The following is a 26,243-nucleotide window of genomic DNA, read 5'->3' on the forward strand; positions in this document are numbered from 1 at the left end:
CAGCAATGCTGGCGGTGCTGTTTTGTAGCCCGCCCAACGCGGCGGTAACGAAAGAGGATAAACCGTGTCCCGTACTATTATGCTGATCCCTACCGGAACCAGCGTCGGCCTGACCAGCGTCAGCCTCGGCGTGATCCGCGCTATGGAACGCAAAGGCGTTCGTCTGAGCGTCTTTAAGCCTATCGCCCAGCCACGTGCCGGTGGCGATGCGCCAGACCAGACCACCTCCATCGTTCGTAAGAACTCCAATCTGCCAGCGGCTGAACCGCTGAAGATGAGCCACGTTGAATCTCTGCTCTCCAGCAACCAGAAAGACGTGCTGATGGAAGAGATCATCGCCAACTACCACGCAAACGCGCAGGACGCTGAAGTGGTGCTGGTTGAAGGCCTGGTCCCGACCCGTAAACACCAGTTTGCCCAGTCTCTGAACTTTGAAATCGCGAAAACCCTGAACGCAGAGATTGTTTTCGTGATGTCTCAGGGCACGGACACCCCAGAGCAGCTGAAAGAGCGTATCGAACTGACGCGCAGCAGCTTCGGCGGTGCAAAAAACACCAGCATCACCGGCGTGATTGTTAACAAGCTGAACGCACCGGTTGATGAGCAGGGCCGTACGCGTCCTGACCTGTCCGAAATCTTCGACGACTCTTCCAAAGCGAAAGTCATCAAAGTTGACCCGGCTAAGCTGCAGGATTCCAGCCCACTGCCGGTGCTGGGTGCGGTGCCATGGAGCTTCGATCTGATTGCCACCCGTGCAATCGATATGGCGCGTCACCTGAATGCCACCATCGTTAACGAAGGCGATATCAACACCCGCCGTGTGAAGTCCGTGACCTTCTGCGCGCGCAGCATTCCGCACATGCTGGAACACTTCCGCGCAGGTTCCCTGCTGGTGACCTCTGCTGACCGTCCAGACGTGCTGGTTGCAGCGTGCCTGGCTGCGATGAACGGCGTGGAAATCGGTGCGATCCTGCTGACCGGTGCCTACGAGATGGACCCGCGCGTCAGCAAGCTGTGCGAACGTGCGTTCGCCACTGGCCTGCCAGTATTCATGGTGAACACCAACACCTGGCAGACCTCCCTGAGCCTGCAAAGCTTCAACCTCGAAGTGCCGGTTGATGACCACGAGCGTATCGAGAAAGTTCAGGAATACGTTGCGGGCTACATCAACGCAGACTGGATCGAATCCCTGACGGCGACGTCCGAGCGCAGCCGTCGTCTGTCTCCTCCAGCCTTCCGTTACCAGCTGACCGAGCTGGCGCGTAAAGCGGGCAAACGCGTGGTTCTGCCAGAAGGTGACGAACCACGTACCGTTAAAGCGGCGGCCATCTGTGCAGAGCGCGGTATCGCGACCTGTGTGCTGCTGGGTAACCCGGATGAGATCAACCGCGTTGCGGCGTCTCAGGGCGTTGAGCTGGGCGCTGGCATTGAGATCGTTGACCCGGAAGTGGTTCGCGAAAGCTACGTTGCCCGCCTGGTTGAGCTGCGTAAGAACAAGGGCATGACCGAAGCCGTTGCGCGCGAGCAGCTGGAAGACAACGTCGTGCTGGGTACGCTGATGCTGGAGCAGGACGAAGTTGACGGCCTGGTTTCCGGTGCGGTTCACACCACCGCGAACACCATCCGTCCACCGTTGCAGCTGATCAAAACCGCACCGGGCAGCTCTCTGGTCTCCTCCGTGTTCTTCATGCTGCTGCCTGAACAGGTTTACGTTTATGGCGACTGCGCGATCAACCCGGACCCAACCGCAGAGCAGCTGGCAGAAATCGCAATCCAGTCTGCGGACTCCGCGACTGCCTTCGGTATCGAACCGCGCGTCGCGATGCTCTCCTACTCCACCGGTACCTCTGGTGCAGGCAGCGACGTAGAGAAAGTCCGTGAAGCGACCCGCATTGCGCAGGAAAAACGTCCGGATCTGATGATCGACGGCCCGCTCCAGTACGATGCCGCGGTAATGGCTGACGTTGCGAAATCTAAAGCGCCTAACTCGCCGGTTGCAGGTCGCGCTACCGTGTTCATCTTCCCGGATCTGAACACCGGTAACACCACCTATAAAGCGGTACAGCGTTCAGCAGACCTGATCTCCATCGGGCCAATGCTGCAAGGTATGCGCAAGCCTGTGAACGACCTGTCTCGTGGTGCGCTGGTTGACGATATCGTCTACACCATCGCGCTGACGGCGATTCAGTCTTCGCAGCAGCAGTAAGCTAAAAAGCCCGGTGGCGCTAGCGCTTACCGGGCCCAGGGTTTTGTAGGCCGGATAAGCGAAGCGCCATCCGGCAAAAAAAGGCGACCATTCAACGGTCGCCTTTTTTATTACAGCAACTCTCGTGCCGCCGACACAATGTCATGTGCCGTCAGGCCATACTCCTTCTGCAGGAAGTCCTGCGTGCCTACCTGACCGTAACGCTCCTTCACCCCAACCCGCCGCATCGGCACCGGACAGGTTTCCACCAGCACTTCCGCCACCGCCGACCCCAGCCCGTTGTGAATGCTGTGGTTTTCGCAGGTCACAATACGCCTGGTTTTCTCGGCATAATTTTTCACCAGCATCCGATCGATGGGCTTCAGGGTAAACATGTCGATGACCGCTGCGCTTACCCCCTCCTGCTCCAGCTGGCGCGCCGCCTCCAGCGCTTCCGCCACCATAATGCCGTTAGCAATCAGGGTAATATCGGTTCCCTCGCGCAGCACGTTGCCCTTGCCGATGGTGAAGGTTGACCCCGGGGCATAGACGCTCGGCGCCTGTTTACGGATGGTCCGCACCCAGTAGAAGCCTTCCAGGTCGATAAGCTGACGCAGCACATCTTCGAACATCACCGCATCGGTCACCTCCAGCACCACTGAATGCGCCAGACCGCGCACGATGCCCATATCCTCAAACGACATATGCGTCCCGCCGTTGTGGCAGGCCGTCACGCCCGCATCCGAGGCAATCACCTTCACGTTATTGCGCTGGTAGTCCAGGGACATAAACAGCTGGTCGAAGCAGCGACGGCTGGCAAAGGCGGTAAAGGTATGGACGAACGGCTTACGTCCGGTGAGCGACAGCCCGGCGGCCGTCCCAATCACGTTGGCCTCCATAATGCCGCAGTTGATGACGTGCTGTGGATAATCACGCGCTACGCCGTCCATCGCCATCGAACTCATCAGATCCGCTTCGAGCGCAATAATCTCGCTCCCGGCCTCAATCTGTTTTGCCACAAAACCCGCATAGACCTTACGCATCTCAACCGAATCTTTCTGTCCTGTCGGTGCAACCTTAATCATGTGAAGCCTCCAGTTGGCGAATCGTCTCGTTGAGCGCCGCTTTGCTTTCCTCAGTTAATCGCAGGTGATGCGAGTTGCTGAGCTGTTCCAGGTATGGCACCCCCTGCCCTTTGATGCTGTCGAGGATCACCACTCGCGGACGCGCATCGGTCGCAGGGATCGGTGCGGTCACCTCCAGCAGCGCCGGAATGTCGTCCCCTTTCACCGTCACCACGTCAAAACCAAAGGCCCGGAATTTGCCTTCCAGATCGAAGGCGCTGATGATTTCGTCCAGCTCGCCGTCGAGCTGCTGTTTGTTCCAGTCCACGAACACCGTCAGATTGTTCAGTCGATGGTGTGCAATAAACTGGAAGGCTTCCCAGCACTGCCCTTCGTTCAGCTCCCCGTCGCCAACGATGCAAAACACCCGGTTTGGCCTTTCTGCCAGCTTGTGCGACAGCGCCATGCCGCCTGCAATGGAGATCCCCTGACCCAGCGATCCGGTGGTGGCATCCACGCCGCGTGTTTTCAGGCGATCCGGGTGGCTTGGCAGACGCGTTCCGTTCTGGTTTAGCGTGCTCAGCTCTTCAATCGGGAAGTAGCCCTTAATCGCCAGCGTGCTGTACAGCGCCGGGCCCGCATGTCCCTTCGACAGCACAAAGTAATCGCGCTCTGGCCAGTCCGGATCGGCCGGGTCAATTTTCATTACCGCGCCGTACAGAACGGCCAGTGTTTCAACGACTGACATGCTGCCGCCGTAGTGACCAAAACCCAGCTGCGTCAGGGATTTCAGCGTCTCAAGGCGGATCTGACGCGCCAGTTCGGTTATTTCATTTTCATTCATGATTTGGCTCCGGGGTTTTCCTGCGCGTTACCGCTGGCAGGTTTGTTTTTAGCGAAGACGTTGTAGGCCACCAGCAGCGCAAACAACACAACAACCAGTCCGGTGATGGCAAGCGGCGACAGGAAGCGCGCCAGGTTGCCGAGCACAATCCCGACGGCGCCAAAGTCGGCGTCCGAGAAGGTCGTATTCGCAAAGCCAATCGCGCCCAGAACAGGCAGCAGCAGGACCGGCAGGAAGGTGATCAGCAGGCCGTTAGCAAAGGCGCCAATCATCGCCCCACGACGTCCGCCGGTGGCGTTCCCAAACACGCCCGCCGTTGCACCGGTGAAGAAATGCGGCACGACGCCCGGCAGGATCAGCACCCAGCTAAACTGACCGCAGATGAACAAGCCTACAATCCCGCCGAGGAAGCTGAACAGGAAGCCAATCAGCACCGCGTTTGGCGCATACGGGTAGACCACCGGGCAGTCCAGCGCAGGCCGCGCATTGGGCACCAGTTTTTCCGAGAAGCCGGTAAAGGCCGGGACAATTTCCGCCAGAATCAGGCGCACGCCCTGCAAGATGATAAACACGCCTGCCGCGAAGGTGATGGCCATAATGATGGCGTACACCAGGTAGTTCTGGCCGCCGCTGAAGGTGGCCTCCACGTACTCACGCCCGGCGCTCACCGCCATAATCAGGTAGATAATCATCATGGTCAGTGAGATGGAGATCGAACTGTCGCGCAGGAAGCTGAGGTTCTTCGGCAGGTTCATCTCTTCGGTGGAGCGCGAGCCTTTACCGACCTTGCTGCCAATCCAGCCGGACAGCACGTAGCCCAGCGTGCCGAAATGACCGAAGGCGATCTCATCGTTGCCGGTAATACGCTTCATATAGCGCTGCGCAATCGCCGGGAAGAAGGCCATAATCAGGCCGAGGATCAACGAACCGGTGAAGACCAGCCCTACCCCTTCGAAGCCTGCGACCGTCAGGATCACGCCAATCATGCACGCCATGTAGAAGGTGTGATGCCCGGTCAGGAAGATGTACTTCAGGCGGGTAAAGCGCGCGACAATAATATTCGCCACCATCCCGAAAGCCATAATGAGCGCGGTGGAGGCACCATATTTTTCCAGGGCAATCGACACAATAGCTTCATTGTTGGGAATAATGCCCTGAATATTAAAGGCGTGCTCAAACATACCGCCGAGCGGATTTAAAGAGCCCACCAGCACGGTTGCGCCGCCGCCCAGTACAATAAAGCCGAGAATGGTTTTAATTGTGCCTTTTACCACATCTGAAAAGGCTTTTTTCTGCGCCACCAGACCAATCAGGGCAATTAACCCGACCAGGACTGAAGGGACTTTTAAAATATCAACAACGAAATTCAGCGTTTCAAGGATAAACATATCCACCTCGCCTTTTCAGGATTATTGTCTTTCGAACCAGGCGCGCAGCTGCGCTTCGAGTTCGTTGATATCGATAATATTGTTGATCACCACCAGCTGGCTTTCCGGCACGCTGGCGGCAATGTCTTTCGCCATTACAAACAGGTCCGCCGCGCCCGGCGTGGCCGAGGAGAGATCGGAGTGTTCAACCTCTGCCTCAATTTCCAGTTTTTTGAGCACCTTTTTAATATTCATTTCGACCATAAAACTGCTGCCCAGGCCGGAGCCGCAAATAGCCATAATTTTCATTGTTATCCCCTTTTTTGAGTAGAGTACGCCCCATCACGCTGACGCGTAATGTTGAGATGAATCGGATTAAATAATTAAATCAGAAGCGATTGATGACGGTTTTTATCTCCTCCAGCGTATTCGCCCGATGTAATTCAGCCATATCTTCGTCGCTGGAAAATAATTCTGCTAAGGCGGAGATCATTTCGATATGGCTATGTTTGTCCGGCGCCGCCAGCATCACAATCACATCGACGGGGTCAAACTCACCAGCACCAAATGAGACGCCCTGTTTCAGTTTTAATAATGACAGGCCAAGTCCTTTCGCCCCTTCTTCCGGTCGCGCATGTGGCATTGCCAGCCCAGGAGCCAGCACATAGTAGGGACCTAACCTGTGATGCTGCGCAATGATAGCCGTGACATATTTCGGCGCAATGACCTGCAAATCCAGCAGCGGTTTCGCGCACAGTTCCAGCGCCTGGGGCCAGCTTTCAACGCTATCCTGTAGGATGATGGTTGTATCATATATCCACTTTTTGAGCATTTTTCACTCCCGCTAAAGACCAGACATGGGCAAACTCTATTCAACCCATCAATTAATGACTGCGATCGCGATCACAAAGATAGCGCTACCAACTACTAACATGCAGAACTGTGATAGCGCTATCAAATTGCTATCCTGGTGCGAAATCACAGCAAAAAAAGGGATTTAAGGCGTATACTGCCTGTCACGTAAAATGAAGGATGAAACTAAATCGCGTCCTGTCAGCAGGAAGATGTATGTCTTTAACCCGAAAACGGCGCAGTACCGGAAAAGTAACGCTCGCGGATGTCGCGCAGCTTGCCGGCGTAGGCACGATGACTGTTTCCCGTGCCCTCCGCACGCCCGAACAGGTTTCCGATAAACTGCGTGAAAAAATTGAAGCCGCGGTGCAGGAGCTGGGTTACATGCCCAATCTTGCCGCCAGCGCACTGGCATCGGCATCGTCATGGACGATTGCGATGGTAGTACCCAATCTTTCCGAAGCTGGCTGTTCCGAGATGTTCGCCGGGCTACAGCAGGTGCTCCAGCCAGCCGGATATCAGATTATGCTGGCGGAATCTCAGCATCGTCTTGAACAGGAAGAGAAACTGCTTGAAACGCTGCTGGCCTCGAACATCGCCGCGGCGATACTGCTCAGCGTCGAGCACTCCGATACCGTGCGACACTGGCTAAAAAACGCCTCTATCCCGGTGATGGAAATGGGTGCAATGCGTGCCGATCCTATTGATATGAATATCGGGATTGATAACGTCGCCGCCATGTATGAACTTACCGAAATGGTGATTCAGCGCGGCTACCAGAATATCGGCCTGCTGTGCGCTAACCAGGAGCAGTGGATTTTTCAGCAGCATTTGCAGGGCTGGTACAAGGCGATGCTGCGCCACCACCTGGCGCCAAACAGAGTGATTAATGCCGCCATGCCGCCGAACTTCTCCACCGGTGCGGCACAATTGCCGGAGTTTCTGCTGGCGTGGCCGGAGCTGGATGCGCTGGTGTGCGTATCAGATGAACTGGCCTGCGGCGCGCTGTATGAGTGCCAGCGTCGGCGCATCAAGGTGCCGGACGATTTAGCGGTCGTGGGCTTTGGCGACAGCGACGTCAGCCGCGTCTGTCAGCCGCCGCTGACGACGATGGCAGTACCGCATCGCAAGATTGGGATTGAAGCCGGGAAAGCGTTACTGGAACGTCTGAATGACGGAGACTGGCGCGACCATAAACCCATCGCGTCCAGCCTGTGTCTGCGGGAAAGCTGTTAAGGCTTACTCAGCCTCTTCCTCTTTTTCCGCCTTATTTTCCGGTTTAGCGGATTCGTTTTTGGCGTTGCGGGTCATCCACAGCGCCAGTGCTTTAAGGGAATCCGGCGTGAATTCGTCGCAACGCGCGGTGATCTCTTCCGGCGTCATCCAGCACACTTCGCTCACTTCCTCTTCCTGCAAGGCGAAAGGTCCGTGGGAAACGCAGCTAAACAGCCCGCCCCAGACGCGACAATGCTCATCTTCGAAATAAAACTGTCCGTGCTCGGCAAACGGCACGCCAGCGATACCTAACTCTTCTTCCGCTTCACGACGCGCGGAATCCAGCAATACTTCATCGGCCTGCACGACGCCACCCGCTGTGGCATCCAGCATACCAGGAAGAAAATCTTTGGTGTCGGTGCGACGCTGGACCAGAATCTTGCCCATGCCGTCATGAACAACGATGTAAGTCGCGCGGTGACGCAGACGCTCCGCACGCATTTGTTCGCGGCTGGCCTGCGCGATCACTTCATTCTCTTCGCTGACAATGTCAACCCACTCAGTACTTGCCAAATGATTCTGCTCCACCATCGGGAAACCTTCTCGTCTAAGCGCTCTTTCGGCGCGTTTGCAGTTGTGGTGTAACTTACGGATTAATCGCTATCTGCGCAATAACTTGCTGATCATTAAGTGCGATAAAGCTTAATGTCCCGTCTTCATACATGCCGTAGCTTGCCGGGTTACCGCCTTTAGGAATGCTGACAGACCCGGGGTTAAAGTGGTAAAACGCCCCGCGTTTTTCCGCCACCGGAATATGAGTATGACCATAAACCAGGACATCGCCAGCGGCGAGTGACGGCAGGTTATCCGGGCCGAACAGGTGCCCGTGGGTCAGGAACAAACGGCTGTTTTCCATCAACACTTGTTGCCAGGGAGCGGTGATGGGAAATTGCAGCAGCATCTGGTCAACTTCGCTGTCGCAGTTGCCGCGAACGGCGATAATGCGCGAGGCAAAATGATTAAGTTTTTCCGCCACCTGCGCGGGAGCATAGCCTTCCGGCAACGCATTGCGTGGGCCGTGGTTTAACACATCGCCCAGGATCACCAGCCATTGCGCCCCGCTTTGGACGAACAGAGAAAGCACGCGTTCGGTCGCGGGCAGCGATCCATGAATATCCGACGCAAACATCAGTTTCATCAGTTACTCCTCGGGAATACAGACTGCCCTATCATACCTCAAGCGCCCCGTCTTATCAGCCCGCGCGCTTAGCAGAGAGTGCCAGATAGCGCTGTACCGACGCGCGTTGCCACTGGAAGGTGGCGTAATCCACCAGCAGCTGTGGGACGTCATCGCCGTTGAGGATCAGGCGATTGAGCATCAGCGCCAGATCGGTGTCGGCAATACACCACTCGCCAAACAGGTTTGGGTTACCCTGTGACAGCAGCGATGACGCGGTATCAATCAGCTTCCGGGCGCTGGATAAGCCTTCCTCGCTGAGGGCGGGCTTTTTGACGCCAGCGAACACCACGTCCGTGGAGCGTTCTGTGCGAATCGGCACCAGGTCGCTACGCAGCCACGCCTGGATCTGGCGGACGCGGGCGCGCTTTTGCAGATCGTGAGGATAAATGCGTTCCCACTCTGGTGGGGCAAAGCGGTCTTCAAGGTACTCGTCAATCGCTGAGGATTCACTCAACTCAAAACCGTCAATCTCCAGCACAGGGACACGGCGGGTGAGCGCGTAGCCCTGCCACTGAGGCTTCAGATGTTCGCCGCTGTCCAGGTCAACGGTTTTCAGACTAAAAGTTAGCCCCTTTTCTGCCAGCGCCACATAAACGCTCATGACATAAGGAGAAAAAAAGTTCGCATCGGACCACAACGTTATTACAGGCTGGCTCATAACATCCTCATCGGCTGATCGGTTTTCACTCAACATATAATCTCTTTGCCTCGCTGTCACTTGATGAAAACTCACGATTTACAACAAGCACCTATACTGATTTTTCATGGCAACACTATTCGCACTGACAGGAGTTGAGAATGATAGATCTCTATTATGCCCCCACCCCTAATGGCCATAAGATCACCCTCTTTCTTGAAGAAGCCGAACTGGACTACCGGATCATTCGCGTGGATATCAGCAAAGGCGATCAGTTCCGCCCCGTTTTTCTGGCCATCTCGCCCAACAATAAAATTCCGGCCATCATTGATAACCTGCCTTCTGACGGGGGCAAACCGTTAAGCCTGTTTGAGTCCGGAGAGATTTTGCTCTATCTGGCAGAGAAAACCGGCAAGCTCCTGAGCGGGGAGTTGCGCGAGCGTCATCACACGCTGCAATGGTTATTCTGGCAGTCGAGCGGCCTGGGGCCGATGCTGGGGCAGAATCATCACTTTACCGCCTATGCGCCGCAGACGATCCCTTACGCCATTGAGCGATATCAGGTCGAAACCCAGCGCCTGTACGGGGTCCTGAACCGTCGGCTGGAAAAATCACCGTGGCTGGGAGGTGAGCATTACAGCATCGCAGATATCGCCTGCTGGCCGTGGATCAACACCCATGAACGCCACCGGATCGACCTGGCCACTTATCCGGCGGTTAACAACTGGTTTGAGCGCATCCGGACCCGCCCGGCAACCGAACGCGCCATGCAAAAAATCCATCAGATTTGAGCCTGTGCCCCGTTGGGTGCAGGTGTTCTCCTCATGTATGATGAGGTAAAAATACTGACACGGAGAAGACCTGCAATGTCCCAGCATGACGCTATTATTCGTATAAAAAACCTACGCTTACGCACATTCATTGGTATCAAAGAGGAGGAGATCGCGAATCGCCAGGATATCGTGGTGAATGTCGTGATCCATTACCCGGCAGACAAGGCGCGCGCCAGCGAAGACATCAATGACGCGCTGAACTATCGCACGATCACCAAAAGCATCATCCAGTACGTTGAGAACAACCGTTTTGCGCTACTGGAAAAATTAACTCAGGATGTGCTCGACATCGCACGCGAACACCACTGGGTCACTTATGCTGAAGTGGAGATCGATAAACTTCACGCCCTGCGCTACGCCGACTCCGTCTCCATGACGTTAAGCTGGCAGCGCCAGGCGTAAACCTGGAGGTTGTATGAAGATCCTGCTCACCGGCGGTACGGGGCTGATTGGTCGCCATCTCATTCCACGTTTGCAGGCGTTGCATCACGACATTACCGTGGTCACGCGCAGCCCGGAGAAAGCGCGCCAGGTGCTGGGCACCGGCGTTGAGATCTGGAAAGGCCTGGCGGAACGGCAGGATCTGAACGGCTTTGACGCCGTCATCAACCTCGCAGGCGAGCCTATCGCTGATAAACGCTGGACCGAAGAGCAAAAACAGCGTTTATGCAGCAGCCGCTGGAACATGACCGAAAGGCTGGTTGAGCTGATTCGTAACAGCGAGATGCCGCCCTCGGTGCTGATTTCCGGCTCTGCAACAGGCTACTATGGCGATCTCGGTGAAGTGGTGGTGACCGAAGAAGAGCCGCCACACAACGAGTTTACCCATAAACTCTGCGCCCAGTGGGAGCGCATCGCCTGCGGGGCGCAGAGCGATAACACCCGCGTCTGCCTGCTGCGCACCGGCGTGGTGCTTGCTCCGAAAGGCGGTATTCTCGGTAAAATGTTGCCGCCGTTTAAAATGGGGCTTGGCGGGCCCATCGGCAACGGTCGTCAGTATCTGGCGTGGATCCATATCGACGATATGGTCAACGGTATTCTCTGGCTGCTGGATAACGACCTGCGCGGGCCGTTTAACATGGTATCTCCCTACCCCGTACGTAATGAACAGTTTGCTCACGCCCTGGGTCATGCCCTGCATCGCCCGGCGGTACTGCGCGTGCCTGCGACGGCGATTCGGCTGTTGATGGGCGAATCTTCGGTGCTGGTGCTGGGCGGCCAGCGCGCGCTGCCAAAACGGCTGGAAGCGGCCGGATTTACGTTCCGCTGGTATGACCTGGAAGAGGCGCTGGGGGATGTGGTGCAGTGAATATGTTAGAGTTATACGCCATCTCTGGATGATATGGCGTAACTATGGCAACCATCACCACAACCCGGCTTCACCTCACCCCTTTCGAACCTTCTGACTGGGCGTTCTTTCGCTCTCTGCGCGAAGACCCCAACATCATGCGCTATATGGCCGCTATCATGCCTGAAAAAGAGACGCGCCGCGTATTTGCCGCGCGCCTGATGGCGGAGCATGTCTTTGTGATCCGTCTGCATAACGACGTTACGCCGCTCGGGGATATCGGCCTGCAAATCAGTGCGGCGAACCGTGAAGAGGCGGATATTGGCTACACGGTTGTGCCTGACGCGCAGGGAAAAGGCATTGCCAGCGAGGCGCTGCGCGCGGTGTGTGAGTATGCATTTAACCAGACGGGCGTGAAGGCGATAAACGCGTACGTGCTGGCGGATAACGTTGGGTCGGTGCGGGTTCTTGAGAAAGCAGGTTTTGTGCGCACGCAGGTACTGGAGAAGGCGTACGAGATTAACGGCGTACGGTATGACGACTGGGTGTATCGGCTGGAGTGTGGTGCGGTATGATGCCCTCACCCCGGCCCTCTCCCACAGGGAGAGGGAGAAAGGCCAAACCTACTTCAACGAGCCTTTCAGGAACTGCTGCAAACGCGGGCTTTGCGGGTTCGCCAGCACCTCGTCCGGATGACCCTGCTCCTCAATCTTGCCCTGATGCAGGAAGATAACGTGGTTAGAAACGTTACGGGCAAAGCCCATCTCGTGCGTCACCACCACCATCGTTTTGCCCTCTTCCGCCAGCTTCTGCATGATGCGCAGCACTTCGCCAACGAGTTCAGGATCCAGCGCGGAAGTCGGTTCGTCAAACAGTAATACTTCCGGCTCCATCGCCAGCGCGCGGGCGATGGAAACACGCTGCTGCTGTCCCCCTGACAGGTGCACCGGATATTTGATCTGCTGCCGCTCGTCGATACCCACTTTCGCCAGGTATTTGACCGCACGCTCGCGGGCTTCCTGCTTGCTTAAGCCGAGCACCTGAACCGGCGCTTCCATCACGTTCTCCAGCACCGTCATGTGGCTCCAGAGATTAAAGTGCTGGAATACCATGGTCAGGCGTGTGCGCAGCAGGCGCAGCTGGTTTTTATCCGCCACTTTAAGCTGACCGTCTTTATCACGGACCATGTTGATGTTCTGTCCGCTCACCACAATCGATCCTTCGCTCGGCTTTTCGAGGAAGTTGATGCAGCGCAGGAAGGTACTTTTACCCGAACCTGATGAGCCGATAATACTGATCACGTCGCCCGCGTTAGCCTCCAGCGACACCCCTTTCAGCACTTCATGTTCGCCGTAGCGCTTGTGCAAATCAATTACGTTTAATTTGTTCTCAGCCATCATAAATTCTCAGTGCGTCGACGGTTTTATATGCTGCAACCAGCGTTTTTCAGCCTTACGGAACAGACTGATCAGGACGTAAGAAATGATCAAATAGAGCACTGCCGCAATGCCAAACGCCGTAAACGGCTGGTAGGTGGCAGAGTTAATATCGCGGGCAATCTTTAACAGATCCGGCACCGTGGCGGTAAACGCCAGTGCCGTCGAATGCAGCATTAAAATCACTTCGTTGCTGTACGCCGGCAGCGCAATGCGCAGCGCTGAAGGCAAAATAATACAGCGGTAGAGCTTCACGGACGAGAAGCCGTACGCGCGCGCCGCCTCGATCTCACCGTGCGGCACAGAACGGATGGCCCCGGCGAAGATCTCGGTGGTATAGGCGCAAGTATTGAGGGTCAGCGCCAGCACCGTACAGTTCAGACCGCTGCGGAAGAACGCGTTCAGCATCTCGGTGCCTTTCACGATCTCCAGCGTGTACATTCCGGAATAGAACACCAGCAGCTGCACGTACAGCGGCGTACCGCGAAACACGTAGGTGAACAGCCAGATCGGAAACTGGATAAATTTATTGTTCGACACGCGGCCAATGGCGAGAAACACCGCCAGAATGCCGCCCATGACCACCGAGGAGATCAGCAGCCACAGCGTGATCGCCACGCCAGTAAAGCGGTAGCCATCCGTCCACAGCAGGGATTTCCAGTACTCCTGAATAATCTCAATCACAGGTCAGCCCTCTTCACACCCACGGAGTAGCGACGTTCGAGCAGAAGCAGCACACCATTGGAGACGGTCGTAAAGACCAGATAGATTACGCCGCAGACTACCGCAAAATAGAACGGTTCCCAGGTGCTTTTACCCGCCAGCTGCGTGGCCTTCACCACATCTTCCAGACCCAGCAGGGAGACCAGCGCCGTTGCCTTGAGAATAACCTGCCAGTTGTTACCGATGCCCGGCAGCGCGTAGCGCATCATGGCCGGGAACATGATCCGGCGAAACGTTTGTGAGGAGGTAAAACCGTAGGCGGTCGCCGCTTCAATGTGCCCTTTCGGCACGGCCATGTAAGCGCCGCGAAAGGTCTCAGTGAAATAAGCACCGTAGATAAAACCAAGGGTAATAATACCGGCCACCATCGGGTCGATATCGATCTGATCCATGCCGATGGCATCCGTGACGCCGTTAAGTGCGATTTGCAGGCCATAAAAGATCAGCAGCATCAGCACCAGGTCAGGCACGCCGCGAATCAGCGTGGTATAGCCTTCAAATATCAGCGCCAGCGGTCTGTTGGCGGATAACTTTGCCCCCGCGCCCGCCAGGCCTATCAGCACCGCCAGCACCACGGAGCTGATAGCCAGCTCAAGGGTGACAAGCGCGCCCTGTAAAATAACGCCAGAAAATCCGTACAGCATACCGCGTGCCCTGTCGTCTCGTGAGTGGTGGAACCGTGTCTTTTCCCCTCCCGCAACGGGAGGGGCCGCACGTTATCAGACGGGGCGATTAGCCGCCGTAAACATTAAAATCGAAGTACTTTTTCGCCAGCTTGTCGTAGGTGCCGTCCGCGCGCATCTCGGCGAACGCTTTGTTCAGGGCTTCACGCAGTTCGTTGTCTTCTTTCCGCAGGCCCATACCGGTGCCAACGCCAAAGAGTTTTTCGTCCTTAATGGACGGACCGCCAAACTTGTAATCTTTACCCACAGGCTGTTTCAGGAAGCCTTCGCTTGCCGCCACTTCATCCTGGAATGCCGCGTCAATACGGCCTGCCGTCAGGTCTGCGTAGATGTTTTCCTGACCCTGGTAAGAGACAATTTCAATCCCCTTTGGCGCCCAGTGCTCGTTACCGTAGGTTTCCTGCGTCGTACCCTGCAACACGCCCACGCGTTTGCCCTTCAGAGATTCAAGGGTTGGCTGAATGTCAGAGGATTTCGCCACCACCAGACGTGAGTCAGCCGCGTAGAGTTTGTCCGTGAAGGCAATCTCCTGCTGACGTTTTTCGGTGATAGACAGGGAGGACATGATCACGTCAATTTTTTTCGCTTTCAGGGACGGGATTAGCGCGTCCAGCGGGTTTTCAACGTAGGTACATTGCGCTTTAATGCGTTTGCACAGCTCGTTAGCCAGATCGATGTCAAAACCGACCAGTTCCCCCTTCGCATTTTTCGATTCGAAAGGCGCGTAGGTTGGGTCAGTCCCAATACGAATTTTCTGCGGAATGGCTGCGAATGCTGCGGTGGCGCTGGAAAAGGCCAGTACCAGAGAAAGTGACAACACCAGTTTTTTCATATCTGTCCTCAACAAACTGTCTAAATACGAGATTTTACGACTACGGGGTGCCGTTAATGTGCCATTAATCCCCTCACTCAGGCAAAGATTAATGCCTCTGAACGGGAATTTTTGCATTTAAAATGCTTAACTATGCACACGGCGGTCCAATATGGTGCATTGCTTGCACCATATTGGAACACTTCCCCTAAAGATGCACCACATCAGTGCATCCCGTTCAGGCATTAATCACCGTAGACGTTAAAATCGAAGTATTTCTTCGCCAGTTTGTCGTAGGTACCGTCTTTACGCAGCTCGTTAAACGCTTTGTCGAAGGCGGCTTTCAGCTCGGTATCATCCTTACGCAGGCCAATACCGGTGCCGTCGCCAAAGTATTTTTTATCTTTAACTGACGGGCCAGCAAAGGCGTACTCTTTACCCGCAGGCTGCTTCAGGAAGCCTTCGCTCGCGGCGACTTCATCCTGAAACGCGGCATCCAGACGGCCTGCCGCCAGGTCAGAGTAGATCAGATCCTGGTTCTGGTAGGCGACCACATCGACGCCCTTCTCGCGCCAGTTGGCGTTCGCGTAGCCTTCCTGGGTTGAGCCCTGAAGCACGCCAACATGCTTACCTTTCAGCGAGTCGATGGTCGGCTGGATTGGGGAACCTTTCGCGGCAATCAGACGTGAATCGGCAGCGTAGAGCTTCTCAGAGAAGGCGATCTCCTGCTGACGTTTTTCCGTGATGGAGAGAGAAGAGATAATAGCGTCGATTTTCTTGGCTTTCAGCGACGGGATCAGCGCGTCAAAGTCACTGCCCACCCATGTGCATTTCACTTCCATGCGTTTGCACATCTCATTTCCCAGATCGATATCAAACCCCACGAAATCGCCTTTCGCATCCTTGGAGGAGAATGGCGCGTAGGTTGCGTCTGTACCGATACGAACTGTCTGTGGTAGCGCTGCATAGCTACTTGCTGCTGCACTCAAGCCCACGAGCAAAGACAGAGCCAGAACCGTCTTCTTCATACATTTACCCTCAAGAACCGTGATTTTATTATGGTTTATGTTGTGTGTTGTGTTGCAGGCTGCTCTTGCAGGTCTTATGCCACATTGTCGTCGGATTAAAACTACGACGTTAAATATGTTAATAAAACGTTGCGATACTGCCTTAATGGTGAAAGATAGCAGGTCTGCCGAACGAACCGGAAAGAGAAAAAGGGAAAAAGCGAATTAAATGTCGAGGATATGATCGCGGTTGCAGTTTTGCCCTGAAACAGGGCAAACAGTCATTTCATGCACCTTGTTTGTGCACAGCCTCACGCCCCCTGCCAGCGGGTAAAGAGATCTTCCGGCAGGTCTATATCGAACTGATCCAGCACGCGGTTAACGGTCTGGTTGATGACATCGTCCAGCGTTTGCGGACGATGATAGAACGCGGGGACCGGCGGCATTATCACAGCTCCCAGTTCGGCTGCCTGCGTCATTAAACGCAGATGTCCCAGGTGCAGCGGCGTTTCCCGCACGCAGAGCACCAGAGGACGACGCTCTTTCAGCACCACGTCCGCCGCACGCGTCACCAGCGTGTCGGTATAGCTGTTTACGATACCGGAGAGGGTTTTAATCGAACAGGGCAAAATAACCATGCCGGCCGTTTTAAACGAGCCCGAAGAGATGCTGGCGGCGATATCGCGGGCATCGTGGACAACATCAGCCAGCGCCTGAACGTCGCGCAGAGAGAGATCGGTTTCAAGAGAGAGGGTCTGACGCGCCGCCTGGCTCATCACCAGATGGGTTTCTACGCCTGCAACGTCACGCAGCACCTGTAACAGCCGGACGCCATAAATCGCGCCGCTGGCACCGCTGATCCCTACAATGAGTCGTTTCATGATTTTTGCCCTTGCTGATTTCAGGGCTGACTGTGCAGGATTTTACGGGGAGTTGCAAGTGAGGGCGAGCCCCCTCACTTGCCGGAGCATTAACCTTCGTTGTGCATCTCTAAGCTTTCGAGATCGTTTTGCAGCTGGACGGCTTTCGCATCGTCGTTACGCAGAGAATCAAGGTAGTCGAGATACTGCTGGTCTACGTCTTTTGTCACGTAGATCCCATTGAATACCGAGCATTCGAACTGCTGAATATCCGGGTTCTCGGCGCGCACCGCATCGATCAGATCGTTCAGATCCTGGAAAATCAGGCCATCGGCCCCGATGATCTGGCGAATCTCATCCACTTCTCGGCCATGCGCAATCAGCTCATTAGCGGTTGGCATATCAATGCCATACACGTTCGGGAAGCGAATTTCCGGCGCTGCGGAGGCGAGATATACTTTCTTCGCCCCGGCCTCACGCGCCATCTCGATGATCTGCTCAGACGTCGTGCCGCGCACAATGGAGTCGTCCACCAGCAGCACGTTCTTGTCGCGGAACTCGGCACGGTTAGCGTTCAGCTTACGACGTACGGACTTACGACGCAGCTGCTGGCCCGGCATGATAAAGGTGCGGCCAACGTAGCGGTTTTTCACGAAGCCCTGACGGTACGGCTTGTCCAGAATACGGGCAATTTCCAGCGCGATATCACAGGAGGTTTCAGGGATTGGGATCACGACGTCGATGTCGAGATCGTCCCACTCGCGGGCAATCTTCTCGCCCAGCTTCGTCCCCATGTTGACGCGCGCGCTGTAAACGGAAATTTTGTCGATGAACGAGTCCGGACGCGCGAAGTAAACGTATTCGAACAGGCACGGGTTGCTCACCGGATTGTCGGCGCACTGGCGGGTAAACAGCTGGCCCTTCTCGGTGATGTAGACCGCTTCGCCTGGCGCGACATCACGCAGGAATTCGAAGCCCAGCGTGTCCAGCGCCACGCTTTCGGAGGCAACCATGTACTCGGAACGGCCATCGCCGAGGTCACGTTTGCCGAGCACCAGCGGGCGAATGCCATTTGGATCGCGGAAGGCCACCATGCCGTGACCGATAATCATCGCCACGCAAGCGTACGCGCCACGGATCTGGCGATTAGTCGCGGCAACGGCGGCAAAAATGTTGTCTGCTTCCAGCGGATAATGGCGGAAGTTATCCAGCTCGCTGGCAAAGATATTGAGCAGGATTTCAGAATCAGAGGTGGTATTAATGTGGCGACGTTTCTCTTCAAACAGCTTTTTACGCAGCTCGTGGGCATTGGTCAGATTGCCATTGTGGGCAAGCGTGATGCCATACGGGGAGTTAACGTAAAAAGGCTGAGCCTCAGAGGCGCTGGAACTACCAGCAGTAGGATAACGAACGTGACCGATCCCCATATTACCTTGCAGACGCTGCATATGGCGGGCTTCAAACACATCGTTTACCAGGCCGTTCGCCTTGCGTAAACGGAAGCAGTTGTTTGCATCAATGGTGATGATACCCGCAGCATCCTGCCCACGGTGCTGAAGCACCGTTAACGCGTCATAAATCGACTGGTTTACCGGCATGAAACCGGCGATACCGACAATACCGCACATTCGTCTTTTCCTCGTTAAGCCACATCTCAGGGTTTATGCCCTGGGCAAGAAACTCGACGAGCTTTGCAGATAGTCAAAGAACCATCTGATGATGAAGCTGAACTCCGGAATGAGCTGCGATTTTTGCCAGTCTTCACTTTTGGAGAACCCGGTAAAGGTATCCAGGAAGAACAGGATCGCGGCCACAATCAGCACGCCTCGCAACGCGCCGAAACAGATGCCGAGCACCCTGTCCGTTCCTGACAGACCGGTTTTCTCGACCAACTGACCTATCACGTAATTGACGATAGCGCCGACAATCAGCGTCGCGATAAACAGCACCGCGATGGCGATTCCGTTTCGGACCAGTTCATCTTCAAAGCCCGTGAACCAGACAGACAGGTAAGTGTAGTAATGACTGGCAACAAAGAAAGCACAACCCCAGGTTACCAGCGATAACGCTTCACGAACAAAGCCACGGATCAGGCTAACCAGACAGGAAAAACCAATCACCGCAATGATGGCGTAATCAATCCAGACCATATGTGTCCCACGATTAAACGCCCTGTCATCCAGTTCGGGGCGAATTCTAACAGAAAAAGAAAACGTTTGCGTAGGGATTTCCTTCCCACGCGTAAATAAAAAAGGCGCTGAAAAAATGCTCAACGCCCCTCCGCCTGACGTCTCTGTGGACGTCTGCTTTCTCCCCCTCACCCTAACCCTCTCCCCAAAGGGGAGAGGGAATTATTTGCACCCTCTCCCCTTTGGGGAGAGGGCCGGGGTGAGGGGAGCCTTATCAGTTCGCGCTGTAGTTCATCACCACACCGCTCAGCCCGGAGATCTGCTTCAGTTCGCCAAGCGACCCTTTCAGCTTATCTTTGGACGCATCCGGCCCCACGAGGATACGGGTAATTTTACCCTGTACCGGCGTGGTGGGTGAAGTATAAACACGGTATCCCGCGCCGCGCAGTTTACTCACAATCTCATTGACCTTATCTGCATTTTTCAATGCACCGAGCTGAACGACATAGGCTTTGCCGGTAGGGGCCGCGTCCTGTTTCGCCGGCGGTGGCGTTTCTGAAGCGGCTGCCAGTTGCTCGGCCGCTTTATCCCGCTGCGGTTTCGGCTGCGGCTTCTCCACCGGTTTCGGCTTCTCAACAGGCTTAGGCTGTTCTACCGGCACCGGATCAATCTCGATGTTATTGTTCGTCGCCAGACGCGACGGGTCAAGAGACGGCGCGGCTGCATCACCTGCGCGCACCTCTTCCGCTGCGCCTTCAGGCGGCTGGGCTGGCAGCGCCTGCGTTGCCGCTGGCAGCATATCGGGCTCGTCGCGATCGCCCGGTTTGGGTACCAGCGGAATGGCCGCAAATTCATCCTGGTAATGCTTTTTCTGCCCGTCGAGCAATCCCGGGAGAATAATCACCCCGAGCGCGACCAGCACAATGGTTCCTGTTAAACGGTTCTGAAACTTACTCGCCACCGGTTCTCCCCGCGTCCATCACTTCCATGACATGTGCCACCGTGTGGAATGACCCACACACCAGCACGGTATCTTCTGGTTTAGCCTCCGCCATCGCGGCACGCCAGGCCGAAACCACACTGCTGTAGATTTCGCCTTTGCCGAGATGTTCCATCAACTGCTCAGCAGTCGCGCCGCGCGGCCCTTCCAGAGGAGCACAATACCAGCTATCGACCACACTCTCCATGCAGGCCAGCGTGCCGCCGATATCTTTATCATGAAGCATACCGATAACCGCCAGCACGCGCCCGGTTTTTGGTAACGATTTGAGACGTCCTGCGAGGTACGCCGCCGCATGCGGGTTATGTGCAACATCCAGAATCAGACGCGGTGACTCACTCACAATCTGAAAACGTCCCGGCAGCAGTGCGTTCTGAATGCCATCGCGGATTGCCTGCTCGCTTACCGCTAATCCGCTGGCGCGCAGGGCTGCCAGCGCAGTCGCCGCGTTAGGCTGTGGCACCTGCGGCAGCGGCAGATTCTCCAGTACGCCCTGTGCGTCGCTAAAGCGCCAGCCGTTGTCCTGCACCTCATACTGCCAGTCCACGCCGCGACGCAGCAGACGAGCACCCTTCTCTTTCGCCACTTCAGCGATGGTATGTGGCATGTCCGGTTCGCCAACCACGGCAGGCTTATCGGCCCGGAAAATACCGGCCTTCTCACGGCCAATGCTTTCGCGGTCGGGCCCCAGCCAGTCGGTGTGATCCAGCGCGATGCTGGTGACGACGGCGACATCCGCATCTACCATATTTGTGGCATCCAGACGTCCACCCAGACCCACTTCCAGGATCACCACGTCCAGTTGCGCCTGCTTAAACAGCCACAGCGCCGACAGGGTGCCGTATTCGAAATAGGTTAATGAGGTATCGCCGCGCGCGGCTTCGATAGCGGCAAACGACGCCGTATGGGCCGATTCGGCCAGCTCGGTGTTTTGCACCCGCACGCGCTCGGTGTAGCGCACCAGGTGCGGCGAGCTGTAAACGCCTACCTTATAACCGGCGGCCATCAGGACAGATTCCAGCGTGCGGCAGGTGGTGCCTTTACCGTTAGTGCCGGCCACGGTAAACACGAAAGGCGCAGGTTTCAGCACGTCAAGGCGCGCGGCAACCTGGCTTACGCGCTCAAGGCCCATGTCGATAGTTTTACTGTGCAGGTTTTCCAGATAAGAAAGCCACGCGGCCAGGGGCGACGTGGCTTGAGGAATGCTTTTATTTTCCATGATGCCCGGTTGTCATTAACGGTTTAGAAAGCAAAAGGGCAGCGCCATTTGGCCCTGCCCTTTTCAGTTATCAGGCCTCGGGTTCCTGATCCGGTACCACCACGCCTTCGCGCGGCTCGTCCGGGCTCGGCGACGGCAGATTCATCAGCTTCGCCAGGACGCTTGCCAGTTTGAGGCGCATCTCCGGGCGGCGGACGATCATGTCGATAGCACCCTTCTCAATGAGGAACTCACTGCGCTGGAAGCCCGGCGGCAGTTTCTCACGTACGGTCTGCTCGATAACGCGAGGACCGGCAAAGCCGATCAGCGCTTTTGGCTCAGCGATGTTCAGGTCGCCCAGCATCGCGAAGCTTGCAGAAACGCCGCCCATGGTTGGGTCGGTCAGTACCGAGATGTACGGCAGACCGCGCTCCTGCATTTTCGCCAGCGCGGCAGAGGTTTTCGCCATCTGCATCAGGGACAACAGCGCTTCCTGCATTCGTGCGCCACCGGAGGCGGAGAAGCAGATCAGCGGGCAGTTGTCTTCCAGCGCCTGCTCAACGGCACGCACGAAACGCGCACCAACCACAGAGCCCATTGAGCCGCCCATAAAGGCGAACTCAAACGCGGCGGCAACCACCGGCATCTCATGCAGGGTGCCTTTCATGACGATCAGCGCGTCTTTCTCGCCGGTCTCTTTCTGTGCAGAGGCCAGACGATCTTTGTATTTTTTGGAGTCGCGGAACTTAAGCACATCTTTTGGCTCCAGTTCGCTGCCCAGTTCTACCAGAGAACCTTCGTCCAGCAGGCTATGCAGGCGGTTGCGCGCCGACATACGCATATGGTGGTCACACTTCGGACACACCTCAAGATTGCGTTCCAGCTCTGCGCGATACAGAACCTGGCCGCAGCTATCACACTTCGTCCATACCCCTTCAGGAATGCTCGCTTTACGCGTTGGGGTAATGTTGCTTTTAATTCGTTCAATCCAGCTCATTGATAACCTTTCTGCCTGAACCTGGTCGTATGCCAGTTTTGCTGTAAGAGGCGAATAATGCCATTTTTGCCTCCAACAGACCATGAATGTTGCACATTAAAACATAACAGCCCGAAACTTTGGATAAAAAAGTGGTCGAACCGCCAGCGTGCATTTACTTCGCTTGTTTTGCCGCCGCGCGTTTGTGACGAATAATTTCGATCACACCCGGCAGAACGGAAAGCACAATAATCGCTACAATCAGTAACTTAAGGTTTTCCTGAACCACCGGCAGATCGCCAAACAGGTAGCCCGCATAGGTAAACAGCAGTACCCACAGCAGCGCGCCCACCACGTTGTACATGGCAAAATGACGATAGGACATGTGACCCATTCCCGCCACAAACGGTGCAAATGTGCGCACAATAGGCACAAAACGGGCAAGGATAATGGTTTTACCGCCATGGCGCTCATAGAATGCATGGGTCTTATCTAAATAACTGCGGCGGAAAATCTTCGAGTCCGGATTACTGAACAACCGCTCGCCAAACACCCGCCCGATAGTGTAGTTGACCGCATCACCAATAATCGCGGCGATGATCATCAGGACGACCATCAGATGGACATTCAGGTCATTCGTTGGCAGTGCGGATAACGCGCCCGCCACGAACAGCAGTGAATCTCCCGGCAGGAACGGCGTAACTACAAGGCCGGTTTCACAGAACAGAATGAGGAACAGAATGGCGTATACCCAGACGCCGTACTGCGCGACCAGCTCCGCCAGGTGAACATCAATGTGCAGGATGAAATCAATCAGAAAACGTATTACGTCCATATTGTCTAAGCCCTAATTGCGCCTTTGTTTAGTCCGCTAAAAACAGCGGGCCCATTGGCGGTTTTGGCAGGTCGAACCGGTCCGGATAATCCACCGAAACCAGATACAGACCTTCCGCTTTCGCCGTTGCTGCCGCAAGCGTTCTGTCCTTCGCTGCCAGCAGTTCTGCAATCCAGCTCTCCGGCTGGTGTCCGGCGCCCACTTCCATCAGGCTGCCTACAATATTCCGCACCATATGATGTACAAAGGCATTGGCTTTGATATCCACCACCACATACGCGCCATAACGACTGACGTTAATGTGCATGACGTTACGCCACGGCGTACGGGACTGACACTGCACCGCACGAAACGACGTAAAATCATTCTCTCCAATCAGACACTGCGCCGCACGCTGCATACGTTCTGCATCCAGCGGTTCATAAAAATGCGTCACGCCCTGGCTTAACACCGCCGGACGCAGGCGCTGGTTGTAGATGACATAACGGTAGCGCCGCGCCGTCGCGCTGAAACGCGCGTGAAAATCATCCGGCACAGCTTTCACCCAACGCACGGCAATGTCACCAGGCAAATTCGCATTTACACCCAGCGTCCAGGCCGCGTCTTTGCGCACGGCGGTGGTGTCAAAATGCACCACCTGCCCCGTGCCGTGAACGCCGGCATCGGTGCGGCCCGCACAGAAGACGCTTATCGGTTCATTCGCCACCTGAGAGAGCGCTTTCTCCAGCTTCTCCTGGACGCTGCGCACCTCATTCTGCCGCTGCCAGCCATAGTATTTACTGCCATCGTATTCAATGCCGAGGGCAATTCTGTGGACCGGCTTTTGTTCCACATCTGACATCAGTACAGATACTCCTGCACCAGTTTTTCCGCGATTTTGACCGCCATCAGCGCGCCGCCAAAACGCACGTTGTCGGCAACGGACCAGAACTGCACCTGCTCAGGCATACCGTAATCGTTACGCACGCAGCCCACAGAGAGATGCGCGCTGCCGGTAGCGTCGCCCACCTGCGTCGGGAATTCACTCTCTTCGGACAGGACAAGGTCCTCTCCGCGGCCAAACGCGTCGCGGGCTTCTTCAGCCGCCAGCGGACGCAGGGCTTCAAACCCGACCATCTGCGCGTGGCCGTAAAAGACCGGAGACTGCACGACGTTCGCGGAGATCATCAGACCGTCATCCTGCAGAATTTTGCGTGCTTCATCGACGATACGACGCTCTTCCCGCACCGAACCTTCACGATCCGGCAGCAGCGGCAGCATGTTGAACGCCAGCTGGCGGCCAAAGAAATCATCTTCGTCGATCGGGATACCGTTCAGCAGCTTCGCGCTCTGCCCTGCCAGTGCGTCTACGGCTTTTTTGCCGTTAGCGGAGGCTGACAGCAGGCTGGTCACGGAAATACGCGACAGGCCACCGTCGTCGATCAGCGGCTTCAGCGCGGTCAGCAGCTGGCTGGTGAGGCTGTTCGGTACTGCAATGATATTGCGGTTGCGGTAGTCAGCCAGCACAAACGGGTTGACGTCCGGCACCACCAGCGGCACATCCGGCTCCAGGGAGAACAGGCCGCTCAGGTCGATCACCAGACAGCCTGAATTGGTCGCTTCTTCAATGTAGGATGCCGTGGCTTCCGCACCTGCGGCAAAAAACGCAAGCTGAGCCTGTGTCCAGTCAAACGCGGCGGCATCCTGCACCATCACGGATTTCCCGCCGAAACGCAGATGTTCTCCTGCGCTGTCGGTACGCGCCAGCGCGTAAATGTCGCCCACCGGGAACTGACGCTCAGCAAGGGTTTCAAGCAGGGCTTCGCCCACGGCGCCAGTGGCACCCAAAATGGCAATGTTCCAGCCTTCAGACATGGTGGTTTACTCCAGAAATAAAAAAACGTCCCTGCCGGAATATCCGACAGGGAGCATTAAGAAGACATTAACGTGCCGGGTGGTGAACGGCGTTAAATCCCAGCTGATGCAACAGCGCCGCCGCGGGGGCGTCATCGCACATCACATACAGGGAGGACCACTCGCGGCGCTCAAGGTAATTTTTGCGCAGCTTGTCAAACTCACCCGGAATACCCGCCACTTTACGCAGCAGCGCGTCATCGCGGCGCACATCATACACCAAATGCACCAGTCTTTTCAGCGTTGCCTCATCCAGCGGTCCATGAAGGGTAATGCGACCAAATTCCGGGGCGGGCAGCAGCGTATCCAGCGCGACCTGCTGCGGATGGCCGATAAAGGCGCTGTAAGCCTCAAACACCTGGGTTGTACCACGCGCTTTGCCTTCAAGGGTATAACCCGCGATATGTGCGGTACCCACGTCCACCTTATTCAGCAATGCGACGTTGAGATCCGGCTCTGGCTCCCAGACGTCCAGTACGACGCTAAGATCTTGTCCCTCGTCGAGACATGTCAGCAGCGCCGCGTTATCCACCACCGGTCCCCGGCAGGCATTTATCAGAATAGTGCCAGCCTTCAGACGGCGGATCAGCTTTTCGTCGGCCAGGTGCAGAGTCTTGTACGGCCCTTCTTTAAAGAGCGGCGTATGGAAGGTGATGACGTCGCACTCGTCGACCAGCTCATCCAGCGTGCGGAAATCGCCCTCATCGCCGTTATCCTTACGCGGCGGATCGCACAGCAGAGTGCGGATGCCCCAGGCTTCCAGACGCTTTTGCAGACGTCCGCCCACGTTGCCCACACCCACAATCCCGACGGTGCGGTCTTTCAGCGCAAAACCATCGCGCTCGGCCAGCATCAATAGCGAGGAGAATACATATTCCACGACGGCAATGGCGTTACAGCCTGGTGCCGCAGAAAAACCAATCCCCGCCTGCTTAAGCCACTGGTCATCCACATGATCGGTCCCGGCCGTTGCCGTCCCGACAAATTTAACCCCTTTGCCGGTGAGCAGCGCCTCATTTACTTTGGTCACCGAGCGCACCATCAGGGCGTCTGCATCGTCCAGTTCGCTGACCGGAATCGGGCGACCAGGGACAGCCTTAACCTCACCCAGGCGGCTGAACAGCTCACGGGCGTAAGGCATATTTTCATCAACGAGGATTTTCACGT

The 26,243-nt window shown here is 56.0% G+C and carries 29 protein-coding genes; 6 read left to right on the forward strand and 23 right to left on the reverse strand.

Annotated elements, in window-relative coordinates; all coding sequences use genetic code 11:
• The first annotated feature begins 64 nt into the window (after window positions 1-64).
• Complete coding sequence (pta, locus tag ACQG1K_RS15250) at window positions 65-2,206, forward strand: phosphate acetyltransferase (protein ID WP_022648836.1); 2,142 nt, start codon at window positions 65-67, stop codon at window positions 2,204-2,206.
• Window positions 2,207-2,316: 110 nt separating this feature from the next.
• Here pta and ACQG1K_RS15255 read toward each other — a convergent pair whose 3' ends face one another.
• The 5 genes from ACQG1K_RS15255 to ACQG1K_RS15275 all read right to left on the reverse strand — a co-directional run bounded on the left by ACQG1K_RS15255 (window position 2,317) and on the right by ACQG1K_RS15275 (window position 6,292).
• Complete coding sequence (locus tag ACQG1K_RS15255) at window positions 2,317-3,270, reverse strand: transketolase family protein (RefSeq protein ID WP_023306640.1); 954 nt, start codon at window positions 3,268-3,270, stop codon at window positions 2,317-2,319.
• Window positions 3,263-4,093, reverse strand: coding sequence for a transketolase (locus ACQG1K_RS15260; RefSeq protein ID WP_023300630.1), 831 nt, complete (start codon window positions 4,091-4,093; stop codon window positions 3,263-3,265). Before ACQG1K_RS15260 ends, ACQG1K_RS15255 begins: the two co-directional genes overlap by 8 nt.
• Window positions 4,090-5,481 (reverse strand): PTS ascorbate transporter subunit IIC, encoded by a 1,392-nt coding sequence (locus tag ACQG1K_RS15265; protein WP_017383437.1) that lies wholly within the window; start codon window positions 5,479-5,481, stop codon window positions 4,090-4,092. The genes ACQG1K_RS15260 and ACQG1K_RS15265 overlap by 4 nt, the downstream gene beginning before the upstream one ends.
• 21 nt (window positions 5,482-5,502) lie before the next feature.
• Window positions 5,503-5,769 (reverse strand): PTS sugar transporter subunit IIB, encoded by a 267-nt coding sequence (locus ACQG1K_RS15270; RefSeq protein ID WP_426760329.1) that lies wholly within the window; start codon window positions 5,767-5,769, stop codon window positions 5,503-5,505.
• 79 nt (window positions 5,770-5,848) lie between these two features.
• Window positions 5,849-6,292, reverse strand: a complete 444-nt coding sequence (locus tag ACQG1K_RS15275) for a PTS sugar transporter subunit IIA (protein ID WP_367075033.1) — start codon at window positions 6,290-6,292, stop codon at window positions 5,849-5,851.
• 236 nt (window positions 6,293-6,528) lie between these two features.
• On the opposite strand from ACQG1K_RS15275, the gene ACQG1K_RS15280 reads away from it, so the two are divergent.
• Window positions 6,529-7,548 (forward strand): LacI family DNA-binding transcriptional regulator, encoded by a 1,020-nt coding sequence (locus ACQG1K_RS15280; RefSeq protein ID WP_003861441.1) that lies wholly within the window; start codon window positions 6,529-6,531, stop codon window positions 7,546-7,548.
• Window positions 7,549-7,551: 3 nt separating this feature from the next.
• Here the strand turns inward: ACQG1K_RS15280 and yfcD are convergent, their stop codons facing one another.
• The 3 genes from yfcD to yfcF are packed head-to-tail and all read right to left on the reverse strand — an operon-like array spanning window position 7,552 to window position 9,425.
• Complete coding sequence (yfcD, locus tag ACQG1K_RS15285; RefSeq protein ID WP_006811396.1) at window positions 7,552-8,118, reverse strand: NUDIX hydrolase YfcD; 567 nt, start codon at window positions 8,116-8,118, stop codon at window positions 7,552-7,554.
• Between the two features lie 55 nt (window positions 8,119-8,173).
• Window positions 8,174-8,725 carry a phosphodiesterase gene (gene yfcE, locus ACQG1K_RS15290; protein ID WP_323633486.1) on the reverse strand — a complete coding sequence of 184 codons (552 nt, stop codon included), beginning with the start codon at window positions 8,723-8,725 and terminating at the stop codon, window positions 8,174-8,176.
• 55 nt (window positions 8,726-8,780) lie between these two features.
• Window positions 8,781-9,425 carry a glutathione transferase gene (gene yfcF / locus ACQG1K_RS15295; protein ID WP_180243031.1) on the reverse strand — a complete coding sequence of 215 codons (645 nt, stop codon included), beginning with the start codon at window positions 9,423-9,425 and terminating at the stop codon, window positions 8,781-8,783.
• A gap of 140 nt (window positions 9,426-9,565) precedes the next feature.
• Between yfcF and yfcG the strand changes: the two genes are divergently transcribed.
• From yfcG to ACQG1K_RS15315, 4 genes are all read left to right on the forward strand, one after another.
• Window positions 9,566-10,195 carry a GSH-dependent disulfide bond oxidoreductase gene (gene yfcG / locus ACQG1K_RS15300; protein WP_022648841.1) on the forward strand — a complete coding sequence of 210 codons (630 nt, stop codon included), beginning with the start codon at window positions 9,566-9,568 and terminating at the stop codon, window positions 10,193-10,195.
• Window positions 10,196-10,270: 75 nt separating this feature from the next.
• Window positions 10,271-10,639 (forward strand): dihydroneopterin triphosphate 2'-epimerase, encoded by a 369-nt coding sequence (gene folX / locus ACQG1K_RS15305; protein ID WP_003861432.1) that lies wholly within the window; start codon window positions 10,271-10,273, stop codon window positions 10,637-10,639.
• 13 nt (window positions 10,640-10,652) lie between these two features.
• Window positions 10,653-11,546: a TIGR01777 family oxidoreductase gene (locus ACQG1K_RS15310; protein ID WP_023300635.1), complete on the forward strand. Its 894-nt coding sequence runs from the start codon at window positions 10,653-10,655 to the stop codon at window positions 11,544-11,546.
• A gap of 44 nt (window positions 11,547-11,590) precedes the next feature.
• Window positions 11,591-12,100 carry a GNAT family N-acetyltransferase gene (locus tag ACQG1K_RS15315; RefSeq protein WP_038416458.1) on the forward strand — a complete coding sequence of 170 codons (510 nt, stop codon included), beginning with the start codon at window positions 11,591-11,593 and terminating at the stop codon, window positions 12,098-12,100.
• A gap of 48 nt (window positions 12,101-12,148) precedes the next feature.
• Here ACQG1K_RS15315 and hisP read toward each other — a convergent pair whose 3' ends face one another.
• From hisP to pdxB, 15 genes are all read right to left on the reverse strand, one after another.
• Window positions 12,149-12,922 carry a histidine ABC transporter ATP-binding protein HisP gene (gene hisP, locus ACQG1K_RS15320; protein WP_003861426.1) on the reverse strand — a complete coding sequence of 258 codons (774 nt, stop codon included), beginning with the start codon at window positions 12,920-12,922 and terminating at the stop codon, window positions 12,149-12,151.
• 9 nt (window positions 12,923-12,931) lie between these two features.
• Window positions 12,932-13,645 carry an ABC transporter permease gene (locus ACQG1K_RS15325; RefSeq protein ID WP_003861424.1) on the reverse strand — a complete coding sequence of 238 codons (714 nt, stop codon included), beginning with the start codon at window positions 13,643-13,645 and terminating at the stop codon, window positions 12,932-12,934.
• On the reverse strand, window positions 13,642-14,328 hold the full coding sequence (locus ACQG1K_RS15330; protein ID WP_006811404.1) for a histidine ABC transporter permease HisQ: 687 nt from the start codon (window positions 14,326-14,328) through the stop codon (window positions 13,642-13,644). The genes ACQG1K_RS15325 and ACQG1K_RS15330 overlap by 4 nt, the downstream gene beginning before the upstream one ends.
• An 88-nt stretch (window positions 14,329-14,416) precedes the next feature.
• Complete coding sequence (hisJ, locus tag ACQG1K_RS15335; RefSeq protein WP_003861421.1) at window positions 14,417-15,199, reverse strand: histidine ABC transporter substrate-binding protein HisJ; 783 nt, start codon at window positions 15,197-15,199, stop codon at window positions 14,417-14,419.
• Window positions 15,200-15,423: 224 nt separating this feature from the next.
• Entirely contained in the window at window positions 15,424-16,206 is a 783-nt protein-coding gene (gene argT / locus ACQG1K_RS15340; protein ID WP_015572255.1) for a lysine/arginine/ornithine ABC transporter substrate-binding protein ArgT, read from the reverse strand.
• A 290-nt stretch (window positions 16,207-16,496) separates the two neighbouring features.
• Window positions 16,497-17,066, reverse strand: coding sequence for a UbiX family flavin prenyltransferase (locus ACQG1K_RS15345; RefSeq protein WP_015572254.1), 570 nt, complete (start codon window positions 17,064-17,066; stop codon window positions 16,497-16,499).
• 89 nt (window positions 17,067-17,155) lie between these two features.
• The gene (gene purF / locus ACQG1K_RS15350; RefSeq protein WP_008502595.1) at window positions 17,156-18,673 is read right to left on the reverse strand and encodes an amidophosphoribosyltransferase; all 1,518 of its coding nucleotides are present in this window, start codon (window positions 18,671-18,673) and stop codon (window positions 17,156-17,158) included.
• Between the two features lie 33 nt (window positions 18,674-18,706).
• Window positions 18,707-19,195, reverse strand: coding sequence for a colicin V production protein (gene cvpA / locus ACQG1K_RS15355; protein WP_000262116.1), 489 nt, complete (start codon window positions 19,193-19,195; stop codon window positions 18,707-18,709).
• Window positions 19,196-19,448: 253 nt separating this feature from the next.
• Window positions 19,449-20,135, reverse strand: a complete 687-nt coding sequence (dedD, locus tag ACQG1K_RS15360; RefSeq protein WP_023300639.1) for a cell division protein DedD — start codon at window positions 20,133-20,135, stop codon at window positions 19,449-19,451.
• Window positions 20,125-21,393, reverse strand: a complete 1,269-nt coding sequence (gene folC, locus ACQG1K_RS15365; RefSeq protein WP_063138125.1) for a bifunctional tetrahydrofolate synthase/dihydrofolate synthase — start codon at window positions 21,391-21,393, stop codon at window positions 20,125-20,127. Before folC ends, dedD begins: the two co-directional genes overlap by 11 nt.
• Window positions 21,394-21,463: 70 nt before the next feature.
• The gene (gene accD / locus ACQG1K_RS15370; protein WP_367075042.1) at window positions 21,464-22,369 is read right to left on the reverse strand and encodes an acetyl-CoA carboxylase, carboxyltransferase subunit beta; all 906 of its coding nucleotides are present in this window, start codon (window positions 22,367-22,369) and stop codon (window positions 21,464-21,466) included.
• A 154-nt stretch (window positions 22,370-22,523) separates the two neighbouring features.
• Complete coding sequence (locus ACQG1K_RS15375) at window positions 22,524-23,183, reverse strand: DedA family protein (RefSeq protein WP_006811410.1); 660 nt, start codon at window positions 23,181-23,183, stop codon at window positions 22,524-22,526.
• 28 nt (window positions 23,184-23,211) lie between these two features.
• Window positions 23,212-24,024 (reverse strand): tRNA pseudouridine(38-40) synthase TruA, encoded by an 813-nt coding sequence (gene truA, locus ACQG1K_RS15380; protein WP_001286071.1) that lies wholly within the window; start codon window positions 24,022-24,024, stop codon window positions 23,212-23,214.
• Entirely contained in the window at window positions 24,024-25,037 is a 1,014-nt protein-coding gene (locus ACQG1K_RS15385) for an aspartate-semialdehyde dehydrogenase (protein ID WP_023306649.1), read from the reverse strand. Before ACQG1K_RS15385 ends, truA begins: the two co-directional genes overlap by 1 nt.
• Before the next feature lie 67 nt (window positions 25,038-25,104).
• On the reverse strand, window positions 25,105-26,241 hold the full coding sequence (gene pdxB / locus ACQG1K_RS15390) for a 4-phosphoerythronate dehydrogenase PdxB (protein ID WP_023306650.1): 1,137 nt from the start codon (window positions 26,239-26,241) through the stop codon (window positions 25,105-25,107).
• Between the last annotated feature and the right edge of the window lie 2 nt (window positions 26,242-26,243).

The organism is Enterobacter cloacae complex sp. 402C9, assembly GCF_050030745.1.
GTDB lineage: Bacteria > Pseudomonadota > Gammaproteobacteria > Enterobacterales > Enterobacteriaceae > Enterobacter > Enterobacter intestinihominis.